This window comes from Altererythrobacter chaiwopuensis, from assembly GCF_054957735.1.
Map to the genome: position 1 here is coordinate 1,423,091 of NZ_JBTXJF010000001.1, position 17,843 is coordinate 1,440,933.

Consider the following 17,843-nt stretch of genomic DNA (forward strand, 5'->3'; position numbering starts at 1 on the left):
ATGGCGCGCGCCAAGGCTGATCTGTCCTCGAGCGATCAGATGCGCGGCCTGATCGACGCTGAAGGGCGGATTGCCGTTCGCGTTACCCCGGGCGCGCGGCAACAGAGCGTTTCGATCGAAGGCGGGCAGGTGCAGGTGAAGGTGCGCGCCAAGCCGCAGGATGGCGCCGCCAATCAGGCGGTGGTCAAACTGCTGGCACAAGCGCTTGGCATTGCCCCGTCCCGGATTGAACTGCTGCGCGGCGCAACCTCGCGCGACAAGCTGTTCAAGATCGAACTTTAACGCCGCTGCGGCTTATCTTTCGGGGCTGGACCAGTCTTCCGGTTCAACCTCGCTGTTGCGCAGCCGCAGGGCAAGTCCGAAGGCAACCCCTACACCGATCGCAACCGTCAGGTCCGCCACCACCGTCAATACCAGTGTGGTGAGCAGCAGCAATTTGTCGGCGGCCGGCCCCTGGAGATAGCTACGCCATTTATGCGGCTCGCTCATATTCCAGGCCGTCAGCATCAGTAGTGCCGCCAAAGCAGGCATGGCCAGGTAGCCCGCAAGCGGGGCCGCAATCAATGTCACGAGCAGAATCACGAGCGCATGGACGAGACCCGCAACCGGGGTCCGCCCGCCCGCCCGCACATTGGTGGCCGTGCGCGCGATTGCGCCAGTGGCGGGCAGTCCGCCGAACAGGGCGGAGCCGATATTGGCGCAGCCTTGCGCCAGCACTTCGGCATTGGGGCGGTGGCGACCCTCGAACATGCGGTCAGCGACAATCGCGGACAACAGCGATTCGATTGCCGCAAGCACGGCGATGATCATGGCGGAAGGAAGCAGTTCGGCCAGCCGTGCGACCGTAACTTCCGGAATATGCGGCATCGGCAAGCCGCGCGGCAATTCGCCATAACGCGAAGCGATCGTGTCGACCGGCAAGTGCAGTACCGCGACCATGATTGATGCCAGCGCGACCGCCACGATCAGCCCGGGCAATCTTTCTGACAGCCGCCGCAGTGCCACGATCAACAAGAGCGCGCCTGCGCCAATTGCCAGGGCGGTGGGATTGAAGCTGGCACGCATGTCCCACAATGCAGCGATCTTGGCCAGGAAATCGGCCGGCATTGCTTGCCCGCCGAGCCCGAAAAAATCCTTGAGCTGGCTGGATGCGATGATGATCGCAATGCCGATGGTGAAGCCGTTTACCACCGCCTCGGGGATGTAGCGGACCAGATTGCCCAGCCTGAGCATCGCTGCCACCAGCAGTATCGCGCCCGCCATCAGAGTCGCCAGCACAAGCCCGTCAAACCCGTGCTCTGCGATGACGCCATAGACTACTACGATGAAAGCGCCGGTCGGCCCGCCAATTTGCACCCGGCTTCCGCCTAGTAGCGAGATCAGCAGGCCGCCTACGATTGCAGTGATCAGGCCGGCTTCGGGCGGGGCGCCCGATGCAATCGCGATCGCGATACTGAGCGGGATCGCGACCATCGCCACGGTCACGCCTGCGATTGCATCGCCGCGCAGTGCCGCCAGCGTATAACCGGGCAGCGTTGTCAGCAGTTTGGGTTTCATGTTGCAGCGCTATCTGGTTTGATCGCGCTTTGCGTATTTGTCGAACCAGGCGATGACAGCGGCGGCCTTGGCCGCCTGCTGGCTGGGGCTCATGGTCAGGTCACCGTGACTGGCTCCGGGCGTCACATACAAGGCCGTGTCCACCCCCAGCACCTTGAGCGCGCCATAGAATTGCTCTGCTTCGCTGCGCGGCGTGCGGTAATCTTCGTCTCCTACCATCACCAATGTCGGCGTTTTGACATTGGCAACATGGGCCAGCGGCGAGCGGCGCCAGTAATCCGCCTGCCGTTCCCAGGGCTGGCCCTTCATCCAGTACTTGCCAAAGAAAGCATAGGCATCGCTCATCAAGGCCAAGCTGGTCCAGTTGATCACCGGTTTGTACGAAGCCGCCGCAGCAAAGCGATCGGTCTGGCCCACGATCCATGCGGTCAGGATGCCGCCGCCCGAACCGCCGGTGACGAACAACCTGTCGGGATCGGCGATCCCTGCTGCAATCGCGGCATCGACTGCCGCCATCAGCTCGTCATGATTGGAGATCGGGTAATTGCCTTCGATCCGGTCCGTGAATGTCTGCCCATAGCCGGTCGATCCGCCAGGGTTGGTGAACAGCGTGGCATAGCCCGCGCTGGCATAGATCTGGTAATCCGACGAGAAATGCGGGCCATAGGATGCATAGGGGCCGCCGTGAATCTCCAGAATCAGAGGCACGCGGCTGCCTTCGCTGTAATCCGGTGGCAGGACGATCCAGCTGGGAATGCGCGTGCCGTCAGCGGCGGTTACATCAAGCGCAATGGTCTTGCCCAGCCGTTTCCCGCCAAGCTTTAGATCGTTGAGCGCGGTGAGCTGTGTGCTGCGATTCCCGCGCAATACCGAGATATCGGTGGGGCGGGTGGCACTGCCGCTGGTAAAGGCGATCGTGCCATTGCTGGATACGCTCCAATGGCCCCCCGCGTAGGGGCGCGAATAATAGGTATCGACCAGCTCGATCCCCATCGGGCTGACGCCGCCTGACGAGGATACCCGCGCGAGGCGATAGGCGCCTTCCTCTTCATAGCCTACGAACAGCCCGGCATCGGTCCATTCCATGCTGGTGATGTCGCGATCGAGGTTTTCGGCGATGCGGCGCTTGTTCGAACCGTCGCGATCCATCAGATAGATGCCGCTTTGCTGATAGGCCAATTCCCGGTCGTCGAAGCCGAGCCATGCAATCTGCTTGCCATCGGGGCTGACCTGCGGGTTGGCATCGGGGCCATTGCGCGTGGTGAGGGCGGTAACTTCGCCTGACGTCACATCGATCGCGTATACTTCGCTGTCGACTCCGGCCAGCTCCCAATCCTCGTCACGATTGCCGCTGATCAGGATGGTTTTGCTGTCGCGTGTCCATTCCAGCGTGCCGCCGTGGTGCCGGTCGCCATGGGTCAACTGGCGCGGAGCGCCGCCAACCGCGTCGACCAGAAAAATCTGAGTGAAGCCTGACTTCAGATAGCCTGCTCCGTCAAAGCGATAGGTAACCCGGTCGATGATCGTAGGGCCATCTTTCCACTTTGCCCCTTCGGGCGGTGAAAGCGGTGTTCCCAGCTTGAGCGTTTCGCCCGGTACACGCGTTGTATAGGCAATGCGCGCGCCATCGGGGGACCAGGAAATCGATCCGGGAGCCTCGGGAAGCGCGGTGATGTCGGCGCTTGCGCCGCTTGCCATCCAGCGCACATGCAGTTCCGGCCCGCCACCGCTTTCAGTCGAGACATAGGCAATTCGCGAGCCATCGGGCGACCAGCGCGGACTGCCATGCGATCCTGTACCGGTTACGAGCGGAGTTTCGGCGCCGCTTGCGACATCCACCAGCCAGATCGAGCTGACCGTGCTGTCAGTCATAATGTCATTGGTGTGCCGGACATAGGCGATCTGCCGCCCGTCGGGGCTGATTTGCGGATCGGATGCTACCGTCAGGCCAAACAGGTCTTCCCCGGTGAAGTATGCTGCATTCGGTGCTGGATCGGCTTCATGCTGGTCCGCGCTTAGCGGAGCAGCGAAAGGCACCGTCAGCAGCAGCGCAGCCACCGGGAATTTGAAAGATTTCATGATCGGCCCCCAAGACGGAACTAAGGAGCGCGATCATGCATATTCCGGACCCGAAAGCCAGCGCGAAAGCCTCGCGTGAACCTAGCCTTTGCCGTCAGCCTCGCTTCCGGCATCGGCGCCTGGCTTCTTCGGTGCCGCTTTCTTCGCGACGGGCTTCTTCCTGGCGGCTGGCTTTCGCTTCACCTTGGCCTTGGGCGGCGCGGGCGCAAGCTCGAAACTCGGTTTGCCGTCCTTGATCGTGACATGCACTTCCCCGCCATCCGCAAGCTTGCCGAACAGCAGCTCTTCCGCCAGTGGCTGCTTGATCTTCTCTTGCAGCAAGCGGCCCATCGGGCGCGCGCCATAGAGCTTGTCATAGCCCTTGTTGGAAAGCCATTCGCGCGCATCCTTGTCAAACTGGATGTGCACATTCTGTTCGGCCAGCTGCAGTTCGAGCTGGAGGATGAATTTGTCGACCACACGGGAAACGGTGCTCTTGCCGAGATAGGCAAAGGGCACAATTGCATCCAGGCGGTTGCGGAATTCCGGGGTGAACATCTTCTTCACCGCTTCCTCGCCCGCATCTTCCTTGGACACATCGCCAAAGCCGATACCTTGCGACGCCATCATTGCCGCGCCGGCATTGGTGGTCATGATCAGCACCACATTGCGGAAATCGACCGTCTTGCCGTGGTGATCGGTCAGGCGCCCGTTATCCATCACCTGCAGCAGGATGTTGAACAGGTCAGGGTGTGCCTTTTCGATTTCGTCGAGCAACAGCACGCAGTGCGGGTTCTGGTCGATCGCGTCGGTCAGCAAGCCGCCCTGGTCATAGCCGACATAGCCCGGGGGCGCGCCGATCAGGCGGCTGACCGAGTGGCGTTCCATATATTCGGACATGTCGAAGCGCTTGAGCTCGATCCCCATGATGCTGGCAAGCTGGCGTGCAACCTCGGTCTTGCCGACGCCGGTGGGGCCGGAAAACAGGAAACTGCCGATCGGCTTGTCAGGATCGCGCAGCCCCGCGCGGCTCAATTTCATCGCGGTTGAAAGGCGATGGATGGCCTCGTCCTGGCCGAAAACGACGTGCTTCAGATCGCGCTCAAGGTTTTCCAGCGCCTTCTTGTCATCCTTGCTGACCGATTTGGGCGGGATGCGCGCCATGGTCGCGATCACCGCTTCGATTTCCTTTGCGCCGATCTTCTTCTTGCGGCGGCTGGGCGGGACCAACATCTGCATCGCGCCCACTTCATCGATCACGTCGATCGCCTTGTCGGGCAGTTTGCGGTCATTGATGTAGCGCGCCGACAGTTCGACTGCGGCCTTGATCGCATCGGGGGTGTATTTGACCTTGTGATGATCTTCGAAGGCGGTCTTGAGGCCTTTGAGGATCTTGACCGTCTCGTCGATCGTCGGCTCGTTGACGTCGATTTTCTGGAACCGGCGCAGCAATGCGCGATCCTTTTCGAAATGGTTGCGGAATTCCTTATAGGTGGTCGAGCCGATACAGCGGATCGCGCCTGAAGACAGGGCGGGCTTCAAGAGGTTCGAGGCATCCATCGCCCCGCCGCTTGTTGCCCCCGCGCCAATAACGGTGTGGATTTCATCGATAAACAGCACCGCCTCGGGCATTTGCTCAAGCTCGGAGACGACTTGTTTCAAGCGCTCCTCGAAATCGCCGCGATAGCGCGTGCCGGCCAGCAGCGCGCCCATGTCGAGCGAATAGATCACGGCATCCTGCAGCACCTCGGGAACATCGCCTTCCACGATCTTGCGGGCGAGCCCTTCTGCAATCGCGGTTTTGCCGACCCCGGGATCCCCGACATAGAGCGGGTTGTTCTTGCTGCGGCGGCACAGGATCTGGATCGTGCGGTCGACCTCAGGTCCGCGCCCGATCAGCGGATCGACCTTGCCGGCCTTGGCCTTGATGTTGAGATTGACAGTGAACTGGTCAAGCGCGGTTTCCTTCTTGTTTCCGCCTTCCTTTCCCGGTTCGCTGCTTTCGGCCTGCGCTTCATCGCTGCCCGGCGGGGTCTTCGATTCGAGTTGCCGCCCGCCCTTGCCGATACCGTGACTGATATAGCTCACCGCATCGAGCCGGCTCATATCCTGCTGTTGCAGGAAGTAGACCGCATAGGAATCGCGTTCGGAAAACAGCGCCACCAGAACATTGGCGCCCGTAACGGTGTCCTTGCCCGAAGACTGGACGTGCAGGATCGCACGCTGGATCACCCGCTGGAACCCCGCAGTCGGCTGCGGGTCGGAACCGTCCTCGGTCTTAAGTGATTGATATTCCTGGTCAAGATATTGCTTCACCACCTCGCCCAGCTCGGCAAGGTCGACCCCGCAAGCCGCCATCACTTGCGCTGCATCCTCATCATCGATCAGAGCCAGCAGCAAATGCTCGAGCGTGGCATACTCATGCCGCCGCTCTGACGCATTGCCGAGCGCATTGTGCAGCGTTCTTTCAAGGTTCTGGGCAAAACTGGGCATGAAGATACTCTATAGCAGGGGCCGGGAATTCTCTCTTGCGGGAGAGAGTGAACAGGGCTGGTTAAGTGATATTAGGCGTTTCTCCCCGATATGGGGAACTGGTGCAAAATTGCGAATCCCGAGTTCGTGGGGGGCGATCACCGTTCGGGTTTCCTGAATAGCTGATCCGCCGCGTTACGGTGCGCTGCCGCCTTTAGCCTGTGGCGTTCAACTCGCACAATTTCGGTCTCGAGCAGAGCAATCCGATCCTGCAACTCGTCTTGCGAATAAGGCGAAAGGTCCTCGCTGGCGAGCTTGCTCGCGGCGTCGCCCCTGGGGCGCGGCAGATCATCCGGGTCCATGCGAAGCATAACATCGCAAGCTGCATGGCTTGCTGTCAATGGACAGTGCGGCTACTTGCCACTTCCATATGGCCCATCGCGAATTGTGTCGCACTTGCGACACAGCACGGCTGGTAATGGGCGAAGGGCTGACGATTAGGGGGCAGGCCGCATGGGTGGCGTGAGCGCGCAGACACTTCCTGACACAATGCAAGCAACCGGTTTCGACCATCCCGGCGGGCCAGAGGTGCTCACTCTGCGCGAGGTGCCACTGCCTCAATTAAAGCCCGCCGACGTATTGATCCGCGTCGCCTATGCTGGGGTCAACCGGCCCGATTGCATCCAGCGCGCGGGGCATTATCCCGCGCCACCGGGGGCATCGCCGCTGCCAGGGCTTGAGGTGGCAGGTGAAGTGGTTGCCGTGGGCAGCGAGGTGCCGCAGGAACTGCTCGGCCAAATAGTTGCCGCGCTCACGCCGGGCGGCGGCTATGCCCAATATTGCGCTGCGCCATGGGGGCATTGCCTGCCGGTTTCCGAAGCCATGCCGCTGGCTCAGGCGGCGGCGCTGCCCGAAACCCTGTTCACCGTATGGCACAATGTGTTCGAACGCGGGATGCTGCGTGATGGAGAGCGATTGCTGGTGCATGGCGGCACGTCAGGTATCGGCACCATGGCGATCATGCTGGCCAAGGCCTTCGACGCGGAAGTGATCGTGACTTGCGGCGATGAAGCCAAATGCCGGGCGGCGCGCGATCTGGGCGCGGACCTGGCGATCAATTACCGCGACACGGATTTCGTCGAAGCGGTAAAGGAATTTACTGGCGGCAAGGGCGTCAATGTAGTGCTCGACATGGTTTCAGGCGATTACGTACCGCGCAATCTCAAATGCCTTGCCAAAGACGGCCGGCATGTGACGATCGCGGTATTGGGCGGGATGGAAGCCAGGCTCAACATGGCGCTGGTCATGATGAAGCGGCTGACGCTGACCGGCTCGACGCTGCGCCCGCGCTCCGATGCGTTCAAGTCGGCCCTGGCCGATGAAATCGCGCAGAACGCATGGCCGCTGTTCGCTTCTGGCGAGCTCAAGCCGGTGATGGACGAGGTTTTTCCCCTGGCCGAGGCCGCAGCGGCGCATGCGCGGATGGAAGCAGGCGAACATATCGGTAAAATTGTGCTAGAGGTAAGCGGTGACTGAGCGACTTACCCTTCACGAAGATCCGCGCAGCGGCAATTGCTACAAGATCAAATTGACTGCCGCGATGCTGGGCTTGCCGCTGGAAACCCGCCAGTATGATATCATGCTGGGCGAGACCCGGACGCCGGAATTCCTCGCCCATGTCAACCGCAACGGCCGCATTCCGGTGCTGCAGATTGAAGATTCCGGCGGCCAGCGTTTCCTGCCCGAAAGCAATGCCGCATGCTGGTATCTGGCCACGGGCAGCGAATTGATACCTTCTGGTCGGTTCGAGCAGGCTGACATGCTGCGCTGGATGTTCTTCGAACAATACAACCATGAGCCGAATATCGCGACCCTGCGTTTCTGGCTCCATTTCATCGGTGAAGCCCATTTGACCCCGCAACAACGCGATCAGATTGTGGCCAAACGCGTGGCGGGTTGCGAAGCATTGCGGCTGATGGACGAACATCTGGCGCGCGGCGAGTGGATGGCGGTGGGCCGTTTCTCGCTCGCCGATATAGCCCTGTTCGCCTATACCCATATCGCCGAAGAGGGCAGCTTCGGGCTCGAGGACTATCCGCATATCTGCCGCTGGATCGATCGGGTCCAGGCATTGCCGGGCTTCGTCCCGATGGCCTGACACGCTGCTGACTTAGTGACCCCCAACCGTCATCGTACCGCGCCACGCCTGTAACATTAGGCTGCCATAGCTGCTGAGCGTCAGACATTTGTCGCAGGAGCAGAAACCATGGCTGTAAACGCCGCGCCGCCGCTTCCCCCATCGCAGCTTGCATCATCCATCGGCAGGTTTGCCACCCTCCCTGCGCGCCCGCTCAGAACGCCCGAGCCGGAAGGGATCGAGCGCCGCCGCTTCCGCACCATCTGGATCAGCGATGTGCATCTGGGCACAAAGGGGTGCAATTCCGGGATGCTGATCGATTTTCTTGACCACACCGATAGCGAAACGATGTTTCTCGTCGGCGATATTATCGACGGCTGGCGGCTCAAGAAGAAGTTCTATTGGCCGGCCGAGCACAATGACATCGTCTGGCGCATCCTCAAGCGCGCCAGGCGCGGGACCCGGATCGTCTATATTCCCGGCAATCACGACGAAATGTTTCGCCAGTTCACCGGGCTGAATTTCGGTGGCGTCGAAATATGCCGCGCGGCGTTCCATGACACGGCTGACGGGCGGCGGCTCATGGTGCTGCATGGAGACGAGTTTGACGCAGTCATGCTGGCGCATCGCTGGCTCGCCTTCGTGGGTGACGCGCTCTACCATTTGGTGATGGGGCTCAACCAATGGGTCAATCTGGTGCGGCGCAGGCTTGAGCTGCCTTATTGGTCGCTTTCGAAAATGGCCAAGCACAAGGTCAAGAACGCGGTCGAGTTTATCGGACGCTATGAGGAGATTGTGGCCAAGGCCGCTGCTGAACGCGGCGTCGACGGAGTGGTTTGCGGACATATCCATACCGCTGAATTCCGCACCTTTGCCCATCATGGCAGGCCGGTCGAGTATTGGAACGATGGTGACTGGGTCGAAGGCTGCACCGCGCTGGTCGAGCATTTCGACGGGCGGATGGAGATTCTCAATTGGCCGGCCGAAATTGCCCGCCGCGAGAAGGAATCAGCAGGCCGCGAGATGGTTGGCACCCAGCGGCGCGAGGCAGCATGAACATGCTGTACTCGCACGATGCCAAAGTGGGCGTGCCGCTCTCGCCAGAGCAGGGCGATTTGCCTTGCAGCATTGCGCCAGTCAGCATTGCGCCTGTCAGTATTGCGATAGTTACCGATGCGTGGGAACCGCAAACCAACGGTGTGGTTCGCACCCTGGCATCCACTTGCGAAATCCTGCGTAGGTGGGGGCATGACATTGCGATCATTTCTCCTGAGGATTATCCCTCACTGCCCTGCCCCACCTATCCTGAAATCCGCCTGGCACTGACATGGCCGGGCGAAGTTGGCCGGCGGCTCGCCTCACTCCAGCCCGATGCGGTCCATATCGCGACCGAGGGCCCGCTTGGCCTTGCCGCGCGGCACTATTGCGTGAGCAGGCGCGTGCCTTTTACCACCGCCTATCACACGCAGTTCCCCGCATATGTGGCGCGGCGAACGGGCCTGAGCGCGCGCCATTTCTGGCCCTATATCCGCTGGTTCCATCGCCCAGCTCGGCGAGTGATGGTGGCCACCGAAAGCATCAGGGAGGAACTGCGCACCCAAGGCATTTCCCGTCTCCATCACTGGAGCAGGGGTGTCGATCTTGATTGCTTCACTCCCGATGCGCCTCCCACGCCCGAATATGCCCGGCTCGAAGGACCGATCCTGCTCTATGTCGGGCGGGTCGCGGTCGAGAAGAACATCGAGGCCTTCCTCGGTTGCGAATATCCGGGCACCAAGGTGGTTGTGGGTGACGGGCCGGCTCTCGCCGAACTCCGGCTGCGGTTTCCCAAGGCGCATTTCCTTGGCGTGAGGCGCGGCCGCGAACTTGCCGGATGCTATGCCGGGGCAGATGTGTTCGTTTTTCCCAGCCGCACTGACACTTTCGGGCTGGTCATGATCGAGGCGCTGGCTTGCGGTACCCCTGTTGCTGCCTTCCCGGTTGCAGGGCCGATCGATATCGTAACTCCGGAGGTCGGCGCCCTGTCCGAACGCTTGCCCCGCGCGATCGATGCGGCGCGTTATTGTGAGCGCGCTGTGTGCGCTGCTTATGGCGCCAGCTTCAGCTGGGAAAAGGCCAGCAGGCAATTTCTTGAAGGGCTGGCCGCATTTGATTCAGTGGCCGCTCCGGTGCCAACCGCCGCACTGGCATGACCGGCGTCAATTCAGCCGCTTTACCATAGCGCTTGCCGAATCCGCCGCACTTCCCTATCTACAGTCTCGTAATGGCCGCTCCGCAAGGGGCGGCCCTTCTATTTTCAGGCCTGATTACCGATGGGAGCTTCCACCATGGCCCAGGGGTCAACACAACCCACTCCGCTGATGCCGCATGCCACTGCCACCTGGCTGGTCGACAATACCGCGCTCAGCTTCGAGCAGATCGCCGATTTCTGCGGCCTGCATATCCTCGAAGTGCAGGCAATGGCCGATGATCTTGCAGGCAGCAAATACACCGGGCGCGATCCGGTGCATGTCGGCGAGCTGACACAGGCGGAAATCGAGCGCGGCCAGGCCGATCCGGAATACAAGCTGCAGATGCAGCAAGCCCCGGTAGAGGCTACCCGCACCAAGGGCCCGCGTTACACCCCGGTGTCGAAGCGCCAGGACAAGCCCGATGGCATCGCCTGGGTCCTGCGCAGCCATCCCGAAATCTCCGACGCGCAGATTTCCAAGCTGATCGGCACCACGCGCAACACGATCTCCGCGATCCGCGAGCGCACCCACTGGAACATCCAGAATATCCAGCCCAAGGATCCGGTCACGCTGGGCCTGTGTTCGCAGCGCGAGCTCGATGCAGTAGTGGCGAAGGCTGCCAAGCGCGCCGGGATCGAAGCCGCCGAAGTTCCCGAAGGCGATAGCCGCAGCGACAAGGAAAAGCTGATCGAGGAATTGCGCGCCGAACGCGAAGCGGCAACCAAGGCAGCTGGCGAAGCGGCACAAGAGGCCGAGGCCGAGGCCTGGCTGGCCGCCAAGCGTGCGGCTGAGGAAAGCGAAGCGAAATAAGCTGCACCCAGCGCACCGTATTTAGCTTGTGCGATAACAGGGGATCAGCCATTCTGCTTACATGGATGTAAGCAGGGCGCGCTATCATCATCCCACTCCGTGGGATGTCGGCTTCGAACCTTTGACGTTGCCGGAGATGCTGGCGCGTGCAGTCGCCCGGCGCGGTGACGCGCGGTTCCTGCATTTTCTGGGTCGCGACTATTCCTATCGGGTGATTCATCAAGAGGCGCAGTGCTTTGCCGCGGGCCTTGTAGCAAACGGCATGCAGCCCGGTGATCGAATCGGTCTGTTCCTGCCCAATGTGCCGATCTACGCTTCCGCCTATTACGGCGCCATGATGGCGGGTGCGGTGGTGGTCAACTTTTCGCCGCTCTACACGGTCGGCGAACTGAGCCACCAGGTGGCGGATTCGGGCACGCGATTGCTGGTCACGCTCGACGTGCCGGAGCTTTACGGCACGGCGCGCGAAGTGCTGGATGCTTCGGAGCTCGAAACGCTGGTGGTCGGTTCTTTGGCGGATATGCTGCCGTGGCACAAAGGACTGGCGCTCAAAACTTTCGCTCGCAGCAAGATCGCATCGGTCGAATACAGCAACAATGTGCGGAGATGGAGCGAGGTCGCCGCGAAAGGCGGAAAACTTTCGCACGAAATAGCGATTGCGCCTGATGACGTCGCGCTGCTGCAATATACCGGCGGCACCACGGGGCGGCCAAAGGGCGCGATGCTCACTCATGCCAATCTCGCGATCAATGCTCAGCAAGTCGCCGCGATCAATCCGTTCGATAAACCGCAAGACGAAGTGTTCATGGGGGCGCTGCCCTTCTTCCATGTTTTCGCCAACACAGCGCTTTTGAACCATGCGGTGGCGAGCGGAGCCGCGATCGCAATGGTTCCGCGCTTCGAATCGGGGCAAGTGCTGGCCACCATCGCTGCCCGCAAGGCCACCGGCTTCCCCGGCGTACCGACCATGTTCCAGGCGCTGCTCGACCACCCCAAACTATCGAGCACCGATTTCTCGTCGCTCAAGGTGTGCATTTCGGGCGGCGCGCCGATGCCGGCGCCCGTCCATGCCCGATTCGAGGAAGTGACCGGCGTGCGCCTGGTCGAAGGATATGGCCTCACCGAAAGCTCGGGCGTGGTCTCGGTCAATCCCTATGAGGGCATGCGCAAGCGCGGCACCATCGGGCAGGTCGTGCCGGGCACCGAAGTGATCCTGCTGGATAAGGAGGACCATACCCGGCTTGCCCCCGAAGGTGAACCGGGCGAGCTGGCGGTGTGCGGTCCGCAGGTGATGCGCGGCTATTGGAACCAGCCAGAAGCGAGCGCTCAAGTGCTGATCGAGCGTGACGGGAAGATCTGGCTACGCACCGGTGATGTGGCCGTGATCGACGAGGACGGTTTCCTCAAGATTGTCGACCGCATCAAGGACATGATCGCGGTGGGCGGGTTCAAGGTGTTCCCGAGCCAGGTCGAAGAGGTGATCCTGGAGCATCCGGCGGTCAAGGAAGCGCTGGTGATCGGCGTGCCCGATGAATACCGCGGCGAGATGCCGCGCGCCTACGTTGTGCCGGAGCCAGGCGCGCAAACCGATGCGGGCGAGCTGCGCGATTGGCTCAACGCCCGGCTTGGCAAGCACGAACGGGTCGATCAAGTGGTGCTTCGCGAGGCGCTTCCCAAGACGATCATCGGCAAGCTCGATCGCAAGGCGCTGAGGTCTGAAGTATTCGAGGGCTGACACGTAAAAGGGCGCCCGCAATGGGGCGCCCCTGTCTCGGCGGCCTGAAATGCCGGCTTAGCTGACCAGGCCGAGCTTGGGCTCCTCCCCGGTGGCCGATTTCCCGTCGCCGCCCGCTGGCCTGGCCTGCACGGCGTCGCTTGTGCGGCCGCGCGCGCCATGTGCAAACCGACCGTCAATCTGGGCGCCCTGTTCGATGGTCAGGGCTTCGTAATGAACATCGCCTTCGATCCTGGCGCTGCGCAGGATCACCAGTTCGCGCGCACGGATCGATCCCGTCACTTTTCCGGCCAAGCGGGCAGTCTCGGCCGTGATGCTGCCAGTGATCTTGCTGGTTTCGCCCTGGACCAGCGAAGCACAGGCGATATCGCCTTCGATCGCGCCGTCGACATGCAAATCGGCAGATGCATTTACATCTCCCTTGATGCTTACATCGGATCCGATGACAGAAAAGGTGGAGCTTGAATTGCTGGCCATGGAATTATGCTGTCCGGTCGGCCGCGTCGGTGCCGCGGGCTTCTTTGAGAACATCTTGCGCTGTCTCCAGAAAGGGGCGCGGATTGACCGCGCGATCATTAATACGCACTTCGAAATGCAGGTGTGGGCCGGTTGAACGGCCGGTATTGCCGAGTCTGGCAATGACATCGCCGACATCGACCATGTCGCCCGGCTTGGCGACGAAGCGTGAAAGGTGGGCGTAGCGTGTCAGAACGCCGTTGCCATGGCGAATTTCAACCACATTGCCATAGCCTGACATGCGCCCGACATAGGTGACACGGCCCTTGGCGGCGGCATAGATCGGCGTGCCGATCGGCCCCTTGAAATCAAGCCCGCGATGCATCGCGCCGCGGCGGGTAAACGGATCGCGGCGATAGCCAAAGCCCGAAGTAAGGCGCGTCTGGCGGCGGCTTGTGGGGCTGATCTGCGGGATTGTATCGAGGCTTTCCTCAAGCGCGGCCATGCGTGCCAGGCTAAGCCCGAGCCGTTCGAAGCGCGGGTCTATTTCACCGCTCGCCGATGTGTTGAGGGTTTCCAGCGGGCCACCCATCGCCTGGCGTTCGGCCTGGCGCAGCATCGCCTGCGGGTTGAGCCCCAGCCTGCGCATTGCCTTGGCTGTGCGTTCGGCGCGCTGATCGGCATATCGGGTCAGGCGCTCGACATACGCCAGCTGGCGGGCTTCGATCTGCGCCAACACCGCCGCTTCGGGAACCGCCATGCTGACCTTGTCGATCGTTTCGGCAGCGGCATTGGACGAATCCGAAACCGCGCTGGCCGATTTCACGTCAGCGGGGATCGCTTCGGTAATCTGTTCAAGAAAATCCTGCCGCTTGACCAGGTCTTGCGCCACCGCATCGATATCGTGGCGATAGGCGTTGACCCGTTCGGTTGCGGTGGCGACCTTGGCTTCGCGCTCCAGCAGCGAAATCCGGTCAGCCTGGGTGCGGTATTGCGTCCAGGCCATGGCGGCCATCGAGATCGCCCAGCCGACCAGCAGTGCCATGACAATTGCGGCAGCGGCCATCTGCACGCGCGAAGAAATCCTGATGAAGCGGACCTGCCCTTGCGACCGCATAAAGAATTCGCGATCCGGGAACCAACGCTGCAAACGCCCCCCCCATCCGCTTGCGGAATAAATGTTGGACAATGCGACCCCTCTTTTTTGTTATATCGCTTTTTGCGATCCGTGCGAATGCCTATCGGCCTTAGGCGATCAGGTCGAATCAAAACTTAACGGGTGGGGCGAATCGAACCCCTTGCGCGATGAATCGTTGCATCCGCTTGAAACCTTTAATTTCCGGCGCGAAAACTTAACCAAGCATAGCCCCTTTTTGCCCTCATGCGGGCTAAGAATCGCCCCCTGACAGAGCCGGCTTGCGATGCTAAGAGCCGCGTCATGGCAACACATGCAGAAAAACAGACTGAAGACTCCACCACACTGATTGAACGGCTCGCCCGCAATGCGCGCGCCGCACAAAGATTGCTGGCCGCGATGACGAGCGAGTCCAAGGCTGATGCGCTAATGAAAGCGGCCTCTGCACTTCGCGAGGATGCGGTCGCGATTCTTGCGGCCAATGCCCGGGATATCGCCGCTGGCGAAGCAAATGGATTGACCGGCGCCATGCTTGACCGTCTGCGGCTCGACGAAAGCCGGCTCGAAGGCATCGCGGCAGGCGTTGAGGCCGTGGCGCAGCTGCCCGATCCGGTGGGCGATGTTATCGACCATTCCGAACGCCCCAATGGCCTGAAACTCAGCCGCGTAAGGGTGCCGATCGGCACCATCGGCATCATCTACGAAAGTCGCCCCAATGTGACTGCCGATGCGGCTGCGCTGTGCGTGCGGGCGGGCAATGCCGCCCTGCTGCGTGGGGGTAGCGAGGCGGTGCATTCGAACCGCGCGATTCTGGCGGCATTGGTGCGCGGGCTTGAGGCCGGGGGCGTTCCCCCGGACGCGGTGCAACTGGTCCCGACGCAGGACCGCGCGGCGGTGGGCGCGATGCTCAAGGCTGCGGGCCTGATCGACATGATCGTGCCGCGCGGGGGCAAGGGGCTGGTCGCGCGCGTCCAGGCCGATGCCCGGGTTCCCGTGCTCGCCCATCTCGACGGGATCTGCCACACCTATGTCCATGCCGCCGCCGATCCGGCGATGGCGCGCGAGATCGTCATCAATGCTAAGATGCGGCGCACCGGCATTTGCGGGGCGCTCGAAACGCTGTTGGTCGATGCGGACTTTCCCGCCGCCAGCGAACTGGTCGGCGCGCTGATCGATAGCGGCTGCGAAGTACGCGGCGATGCGCGCATCCAGGCGCTCGATAACCGGGTCAAGCCCGCCAGCGACAATGACTGGGATACCGAATATCTCGAGGCTGTGGCTTCAGCGGCAATGGTCGATGGGCTTGAAGCGGCGATGGAACATATCGCGCGGCACTCCTCGCACCATACTGACGCCATCATCACCACTGATGATGCAGTTGCCGAACGGTTTCTGGCCGAAGTCGACAGCGCGATCGTGATGCATAACGCCTCCTCGCAATTCGCCGATGGCGGCGAATTTGGCCTGGGCGCGGAAATCGGCATTGCCACGGGGCGCCTGCATGCACGCGGGCCAGTCGCGCTCGAAGGGCTGACGACCTACAAGTGGCAAGTGCGCGGTAGCGGCCAGGCGCGCCCATGATGCGCCGCCAGCGCGAGGCCTGACGCTGGGCGGCATGGCACCTATCCGCACCGGCCTGTTGGGCGGCAGCTTCAACCCTGCACACGCCGGCCACCGCCGGATCACCCGCTTGGCGATCAAGGCATTGGCGCTGGATGAGGCCTGGTGGCTGGTTTCACCGGGCAATCCGCTCAAGCCCGTGAAGGGCATGGCCCCGCTTGCGGCGCGGCTTAAATCGGCTCAGCGCGCGGCGCGCGGCGCCCGGATCGTGCCCACCGCGATCGAGAGCGAGCTGGGCACGCGCTACACTGTCGACACCCTGCGCGCGCTCAAGCGGCGGTTTCCCAAACGCGATTTCATCTGGCTGATGGGATCGGACAATCTGGCGCAATTTCACCGCTGGCGCGACTGGCGCGAAATTGCCCGCATGATGCCGATTGCGGTTATCGCGCGGCCCGGTTATGATGGCGCTGCCCTGGCAAGCCCCGCCATGGCCTGGCTCAGGCGCTATCGTGTGCCGAAAGCTGGTTTGTCAGAAGGGGGCAGATGGAGCGCACCGGCACTGGTGTTACTGCGTTTTGATCCCGATCCACGTTCGGCCACGGCCATCCGCCGCGCTGATCCGGATTGGGCTTTGCGTTATTCCGGCCACCCGCCTCGTGACAATTTGACCCGTCATCTTGTCGCACGAGAGGGGGGCGCATGAGGCGCATATTGCGCGCTTCCGGCGTTTCTGCGGCCCATCGCATCGTGAACCACACATACAGGAGAATCGATAACGCCTATGAACCAGGCGCAACCTTTGCCGGCAGCTGCCGACACCACACAGAAAGCCCGGCCTTCGATGGCTAGGCCAGTCAAATCCGCTGACGCCCTGCACGAGCTGGTGCTGGCGCAACTTGATGACGACCAGGCGCAAGAGGTGGTCTCGATCCCGCTTGAGGGAAAAAGCTCGATCGCCGATCACATGGTGATCGCTTCCGGGCGCTCGACTCGCCAGGTTGCGGCTATGGCGCAGAAACTGGCCGAGAAGATCAAGCAGGAAGGTTTCGGTTCGTCACGTATCGAGGGGCTGCCCGCTGCAGACTGGGTGCTGATCGATGCGGGAGATGTGGTCGTACACCTGTTCCGCCCCGAAGTGCGCAGCTTCTACAACCTTGAGCGGATGTGGGCGTTCGGCGATAACGAGCCGGCGGTCGGCACTGCGTAGCCCGTTTCGTGCCCGCGGTCATTGCGGACCGTAGCAACAGGTTTCAGTGAGGCTTTGCCATCCTTCTTCACGTAATCGCTCGTGGCAAGATCGCCCGTTCGCCCGAGGCAGAGCTGGTCGCGCGCTATGAAAAGCGGCTCACCTGGCCGGTAAAATTGACCGAGCTTGCGGAAACCGGGGGCAGGGTTCCCGATCCGCAAACCCCCTGCAAAACCGTGCTGCTGGACGAACGCGGCAGGAATCTGACCTCCGAAGAACTGGCTGAAATCCTGGGCCGTTGGCGCGATGACGGCATGCGCGAGGCGCGCTTCGTGCTCGGTGCCGCTGATGGGCATGGTGAGCAAGAGCGCAGCGAGGCTGACCTGCTACTCGCCTTTGGTAAGGCCACCTGGCCGCATCTGTTGGCCCGGGCGATGCTGATGGAGCAGCTCTACCGTGCAACGACAATCCTTGCCGGGCATCCCTATCATCGGGCAGGGTAG

17 protein-coding genes are annotated in these 17,843 nt (G+C 61.8%); 11 read left to right on the top strand and 6 right to left on the bottom strand.

What is annotated here, in order from left to right; translation table 11 throughout:
* Window positions 1-282, top strand: a complete 282-nt coding sequence (locus ACX3VQ_RS06940; protein ID WP_462580148.1) for a DUF167 domain-containing protein — start codon at window positions 1-3, stop codon at window positions 280-282.
* A gap of 12 nt (window positions 283-294) precedes the next feature.
* On the opposite strand, the gene ACX3VQ_RS06945 is transcribed toward ACX3VQ_RS06940, so the two are convergent.
* The 4 genes from ACX3VQ_RS06945 to ACX3VQ_RS06960 form a co-directional block, all read right to left on the bottom strand.
* A complete protein-coding gene (locus ACX3VQ_RS06945; RefSeq protein ID WP_462580149.1) occupies window positions 295-1,557 on the bottom strand; it encodes a SulP family inorganic anion transporter in 1,263 nt (420 codons plus the stop codon).
* 9 nt (window positions 1,558-1,566) lie between these two features.
* Complete coding sequence (locus tag ACX3VQ_RS06950; RefSeq protein ID WP_462580150.1) at window positions 1,567-3,636, bottom strand: S9 family peptidase; 2,070 nt, start codon at window positions 3,634-3,636, stop codon at window positions 1,567-1,569.
* An 81-nt stretch (window positions 3,637-3,717) separates the two neighbouring features.
* A complete protein-coding gene (gene clpA / locus ACX3VQ_RS06955; protein ID WP_462580152.1) occupies window positions 3,718-6,108 on the bottom strand; it encodes an ATP-dependent Clp protease ATP-binding subunit in 2,391 nt (796 codons plus the stop codon).
* Between the two features lie 137 nt (window positions 6,109-6,245).
* Window positions 6,246-6,458 carry a DUF1192 domain-containing protein gene (locus tag ACX3VQ_RS06960; RefSeq protein WP_462580153.1) on the bottom strand — a complete coding sequence of 71 codons (213 nt, stop codon included), beginning with the start codon at window positions 6,456-6,458 and terminating at the stop codon, window positions 6,246-6,248.
* 142 nt (window positions 6,459-6,600) lie between these two features.
* Here ACX3VQ_RS06960 and ACX3VQ_RS06965 point away from each other — a divergent pair, with 142 nt between their 5' ends.
* The 6 genes from ACX3VQ_RS06965 (at window position 6,601) to ACX3VQ_RS06990 (ending at window position 13,000) form a co-directional block, all read left to right on the top strand.
* On the top strand, window positions 6,601-7,623 hold the full coding sequence (locus ACX3VQ_RS06965; protein ID WP_462580154.1) for an NAD(P)H-quinone oxidoreductase: 1,023 nt from the start codon (window positions 6,601-6,603) through the stop codon (window positions 7,621-7,623).
* Window positions 7,616-8,245 (top strand): glutathione S-transferase family protein, encoded by a 630-nt coding sequence (locus tag ACX3VQ_RS06970; RefSeq protein WP_462580155.1) that lies wholly within the window; start codon window positions 7,616-7,618, stop codon window positions 8,243-8,245. Before ACX3VQ_RS06965 ends, ACX3VQ_RS06970 begins: the two co-directional genes overlap by 8 nt.
* Window positions 8,246-8,353: 108 nt before the next feature.
* A complete protein-coding gene (locus tag ACX3VQ_RS06975; protein ID WP_462570794.1) occupies window positions 8,354-9,280 on the top strand; it encodes a UDP-2,3-diacylglucosamine diphosphatase in 927 nt (308 codons plus the stop codon).
* Window positions 9,277-10,416, top strand: a complete 1,140-nt coding sequence (locus tag ACX3VQ_RS06980) for a glycosyltransferase family 4 protein (protein WP_462570793.1) — start codon at window positions 9,277-9,279, stop codon at window positions 10,414-10,416. The genes ACX3VQ_RS06975 and ACX3VQ_RS06980 overlap by 4 nt, the downstream gene beginning before the upstream one ends.
* 135 nt (window positions 10,417-10,551) lie before the next feature.
* Complete coding sequence (locus ACX3VQ_RS06985) at window positions 10,552-11,265, top strand: DUF1013 domain-containing protein (protein WP_462570792.1); 714 nt, start codon at window positions 10,552-10,554, stop codon at window positions 11,263-11,265.
* A gap of 61 nt (window positions 11,266-11,326) precedes the next feature.
* Window positions 11,327-13,000 (top strand): long-chain-fatty-acid--CoA ligase, encoded by a 1,674-nt coding sequence (locus ACX3VQ_RS06990; protein WP_462570791.1) that lies wholly within the window; start codon window positions 11,327-11,329, stop codon window positions 12,998-13,000.
* Window positions 13,001-13,057: 57 nt separating this feature from the next.
* Here ACX3VQ_RS06990 and ACX3VQ_RS06995 read toward each other — a convergent pair whose 3' ends face one another.
* Both ACX3VQ_RS06995 and ACX3VQ_RS07000 read right to left on the bottom strand, forming a co-directional pair.
* Window positions 13,058-13,477 carry a bactofilin family protein gene (locus ACX3VQ_RS06995; RefSeq protein WP_462570790.1) on the bottom strand — a complete coding sequence of 140 codons (420 nt, stop codon included), beginning with the start codon at window positions 13,475-13,477 and terminating at the stop codon, window positions 13,058-13,060.
* Window positions 13,478-13,481: 4 nt separating this feature from the next.
* Window positions 13,482-14,645: a peptidoglycan DD-metalloendopeptidase family protein gene (locus ACX3VQ_RS07000; RefSeq protein ID WP_462580156.1), complete on the bottom strand. Its 1,164-nt coding sequence runs from the start codon at window positions 14,643-14,645 to the stop codon at window positions 13,482-13,484.
* A gap of 249 nt (window positions 14,646-14,894) precedes the next feature.
* Between ACX3VQ_RS07000 and ACX3VQ_RS07005 the strand changes: the two genes are divergently transcribed.
* From ACX3VQ_RS07005 to ACX3VQ_RS07020, 4 genes are all read left to right on the top strand, one after another.
* Entirely contained in the window at window positions 14,895-16,172 is a 1,278-nt protein-coding gene (locus ACX3VQ_RS07005) for a glutamate-5-semialdehyde dehydrogenase (RefSeq protein ID WP_462580157.1), read from the top strand.
* A 34-nt stretch (window positions 16,173-16,206) separates the two neighbouring features.
* Window positions 16,207-16,857 carry a nicotinate-nucleotide adenylyltransferase gene (locus ACX3VQ_RS07010; protein ID WP_462580158.1) on the top strand — a complete coding sequence of 217 codons (651 nt, stop codon included), beginning with the start codon at window positions 16,207-16,209 and terminating at the stop codon, window positions 16,855-16,857.
* A gap of 138 nt (window positions 16,858-16,995) precedes the next feature.
* A complete protein-coding gene (gene rsfS / locus ACX3VQ_RS07015; RefSeq protein WP_462570786.1) occupies window positions 16,996-17,361 on the top strand; it encodes a ribosome silencing factor in 366 nt (121 codons plus the stop codon).
* A gap of 59 nt (window positions 17,362-17,420) precedes the next feature.
* Complete coding sequence (locus ACX3VQ_RS07020; RefSeq protein ID WP_462580719.1) at window positions 17,421-17,843, top strand: 23S rRNA (pseudouridine(1915)-N(3))-methyltransferase RlmH; 423 nt, start codon at window positions 17,421-17,423, stop codon at window positions 17,841-17,843.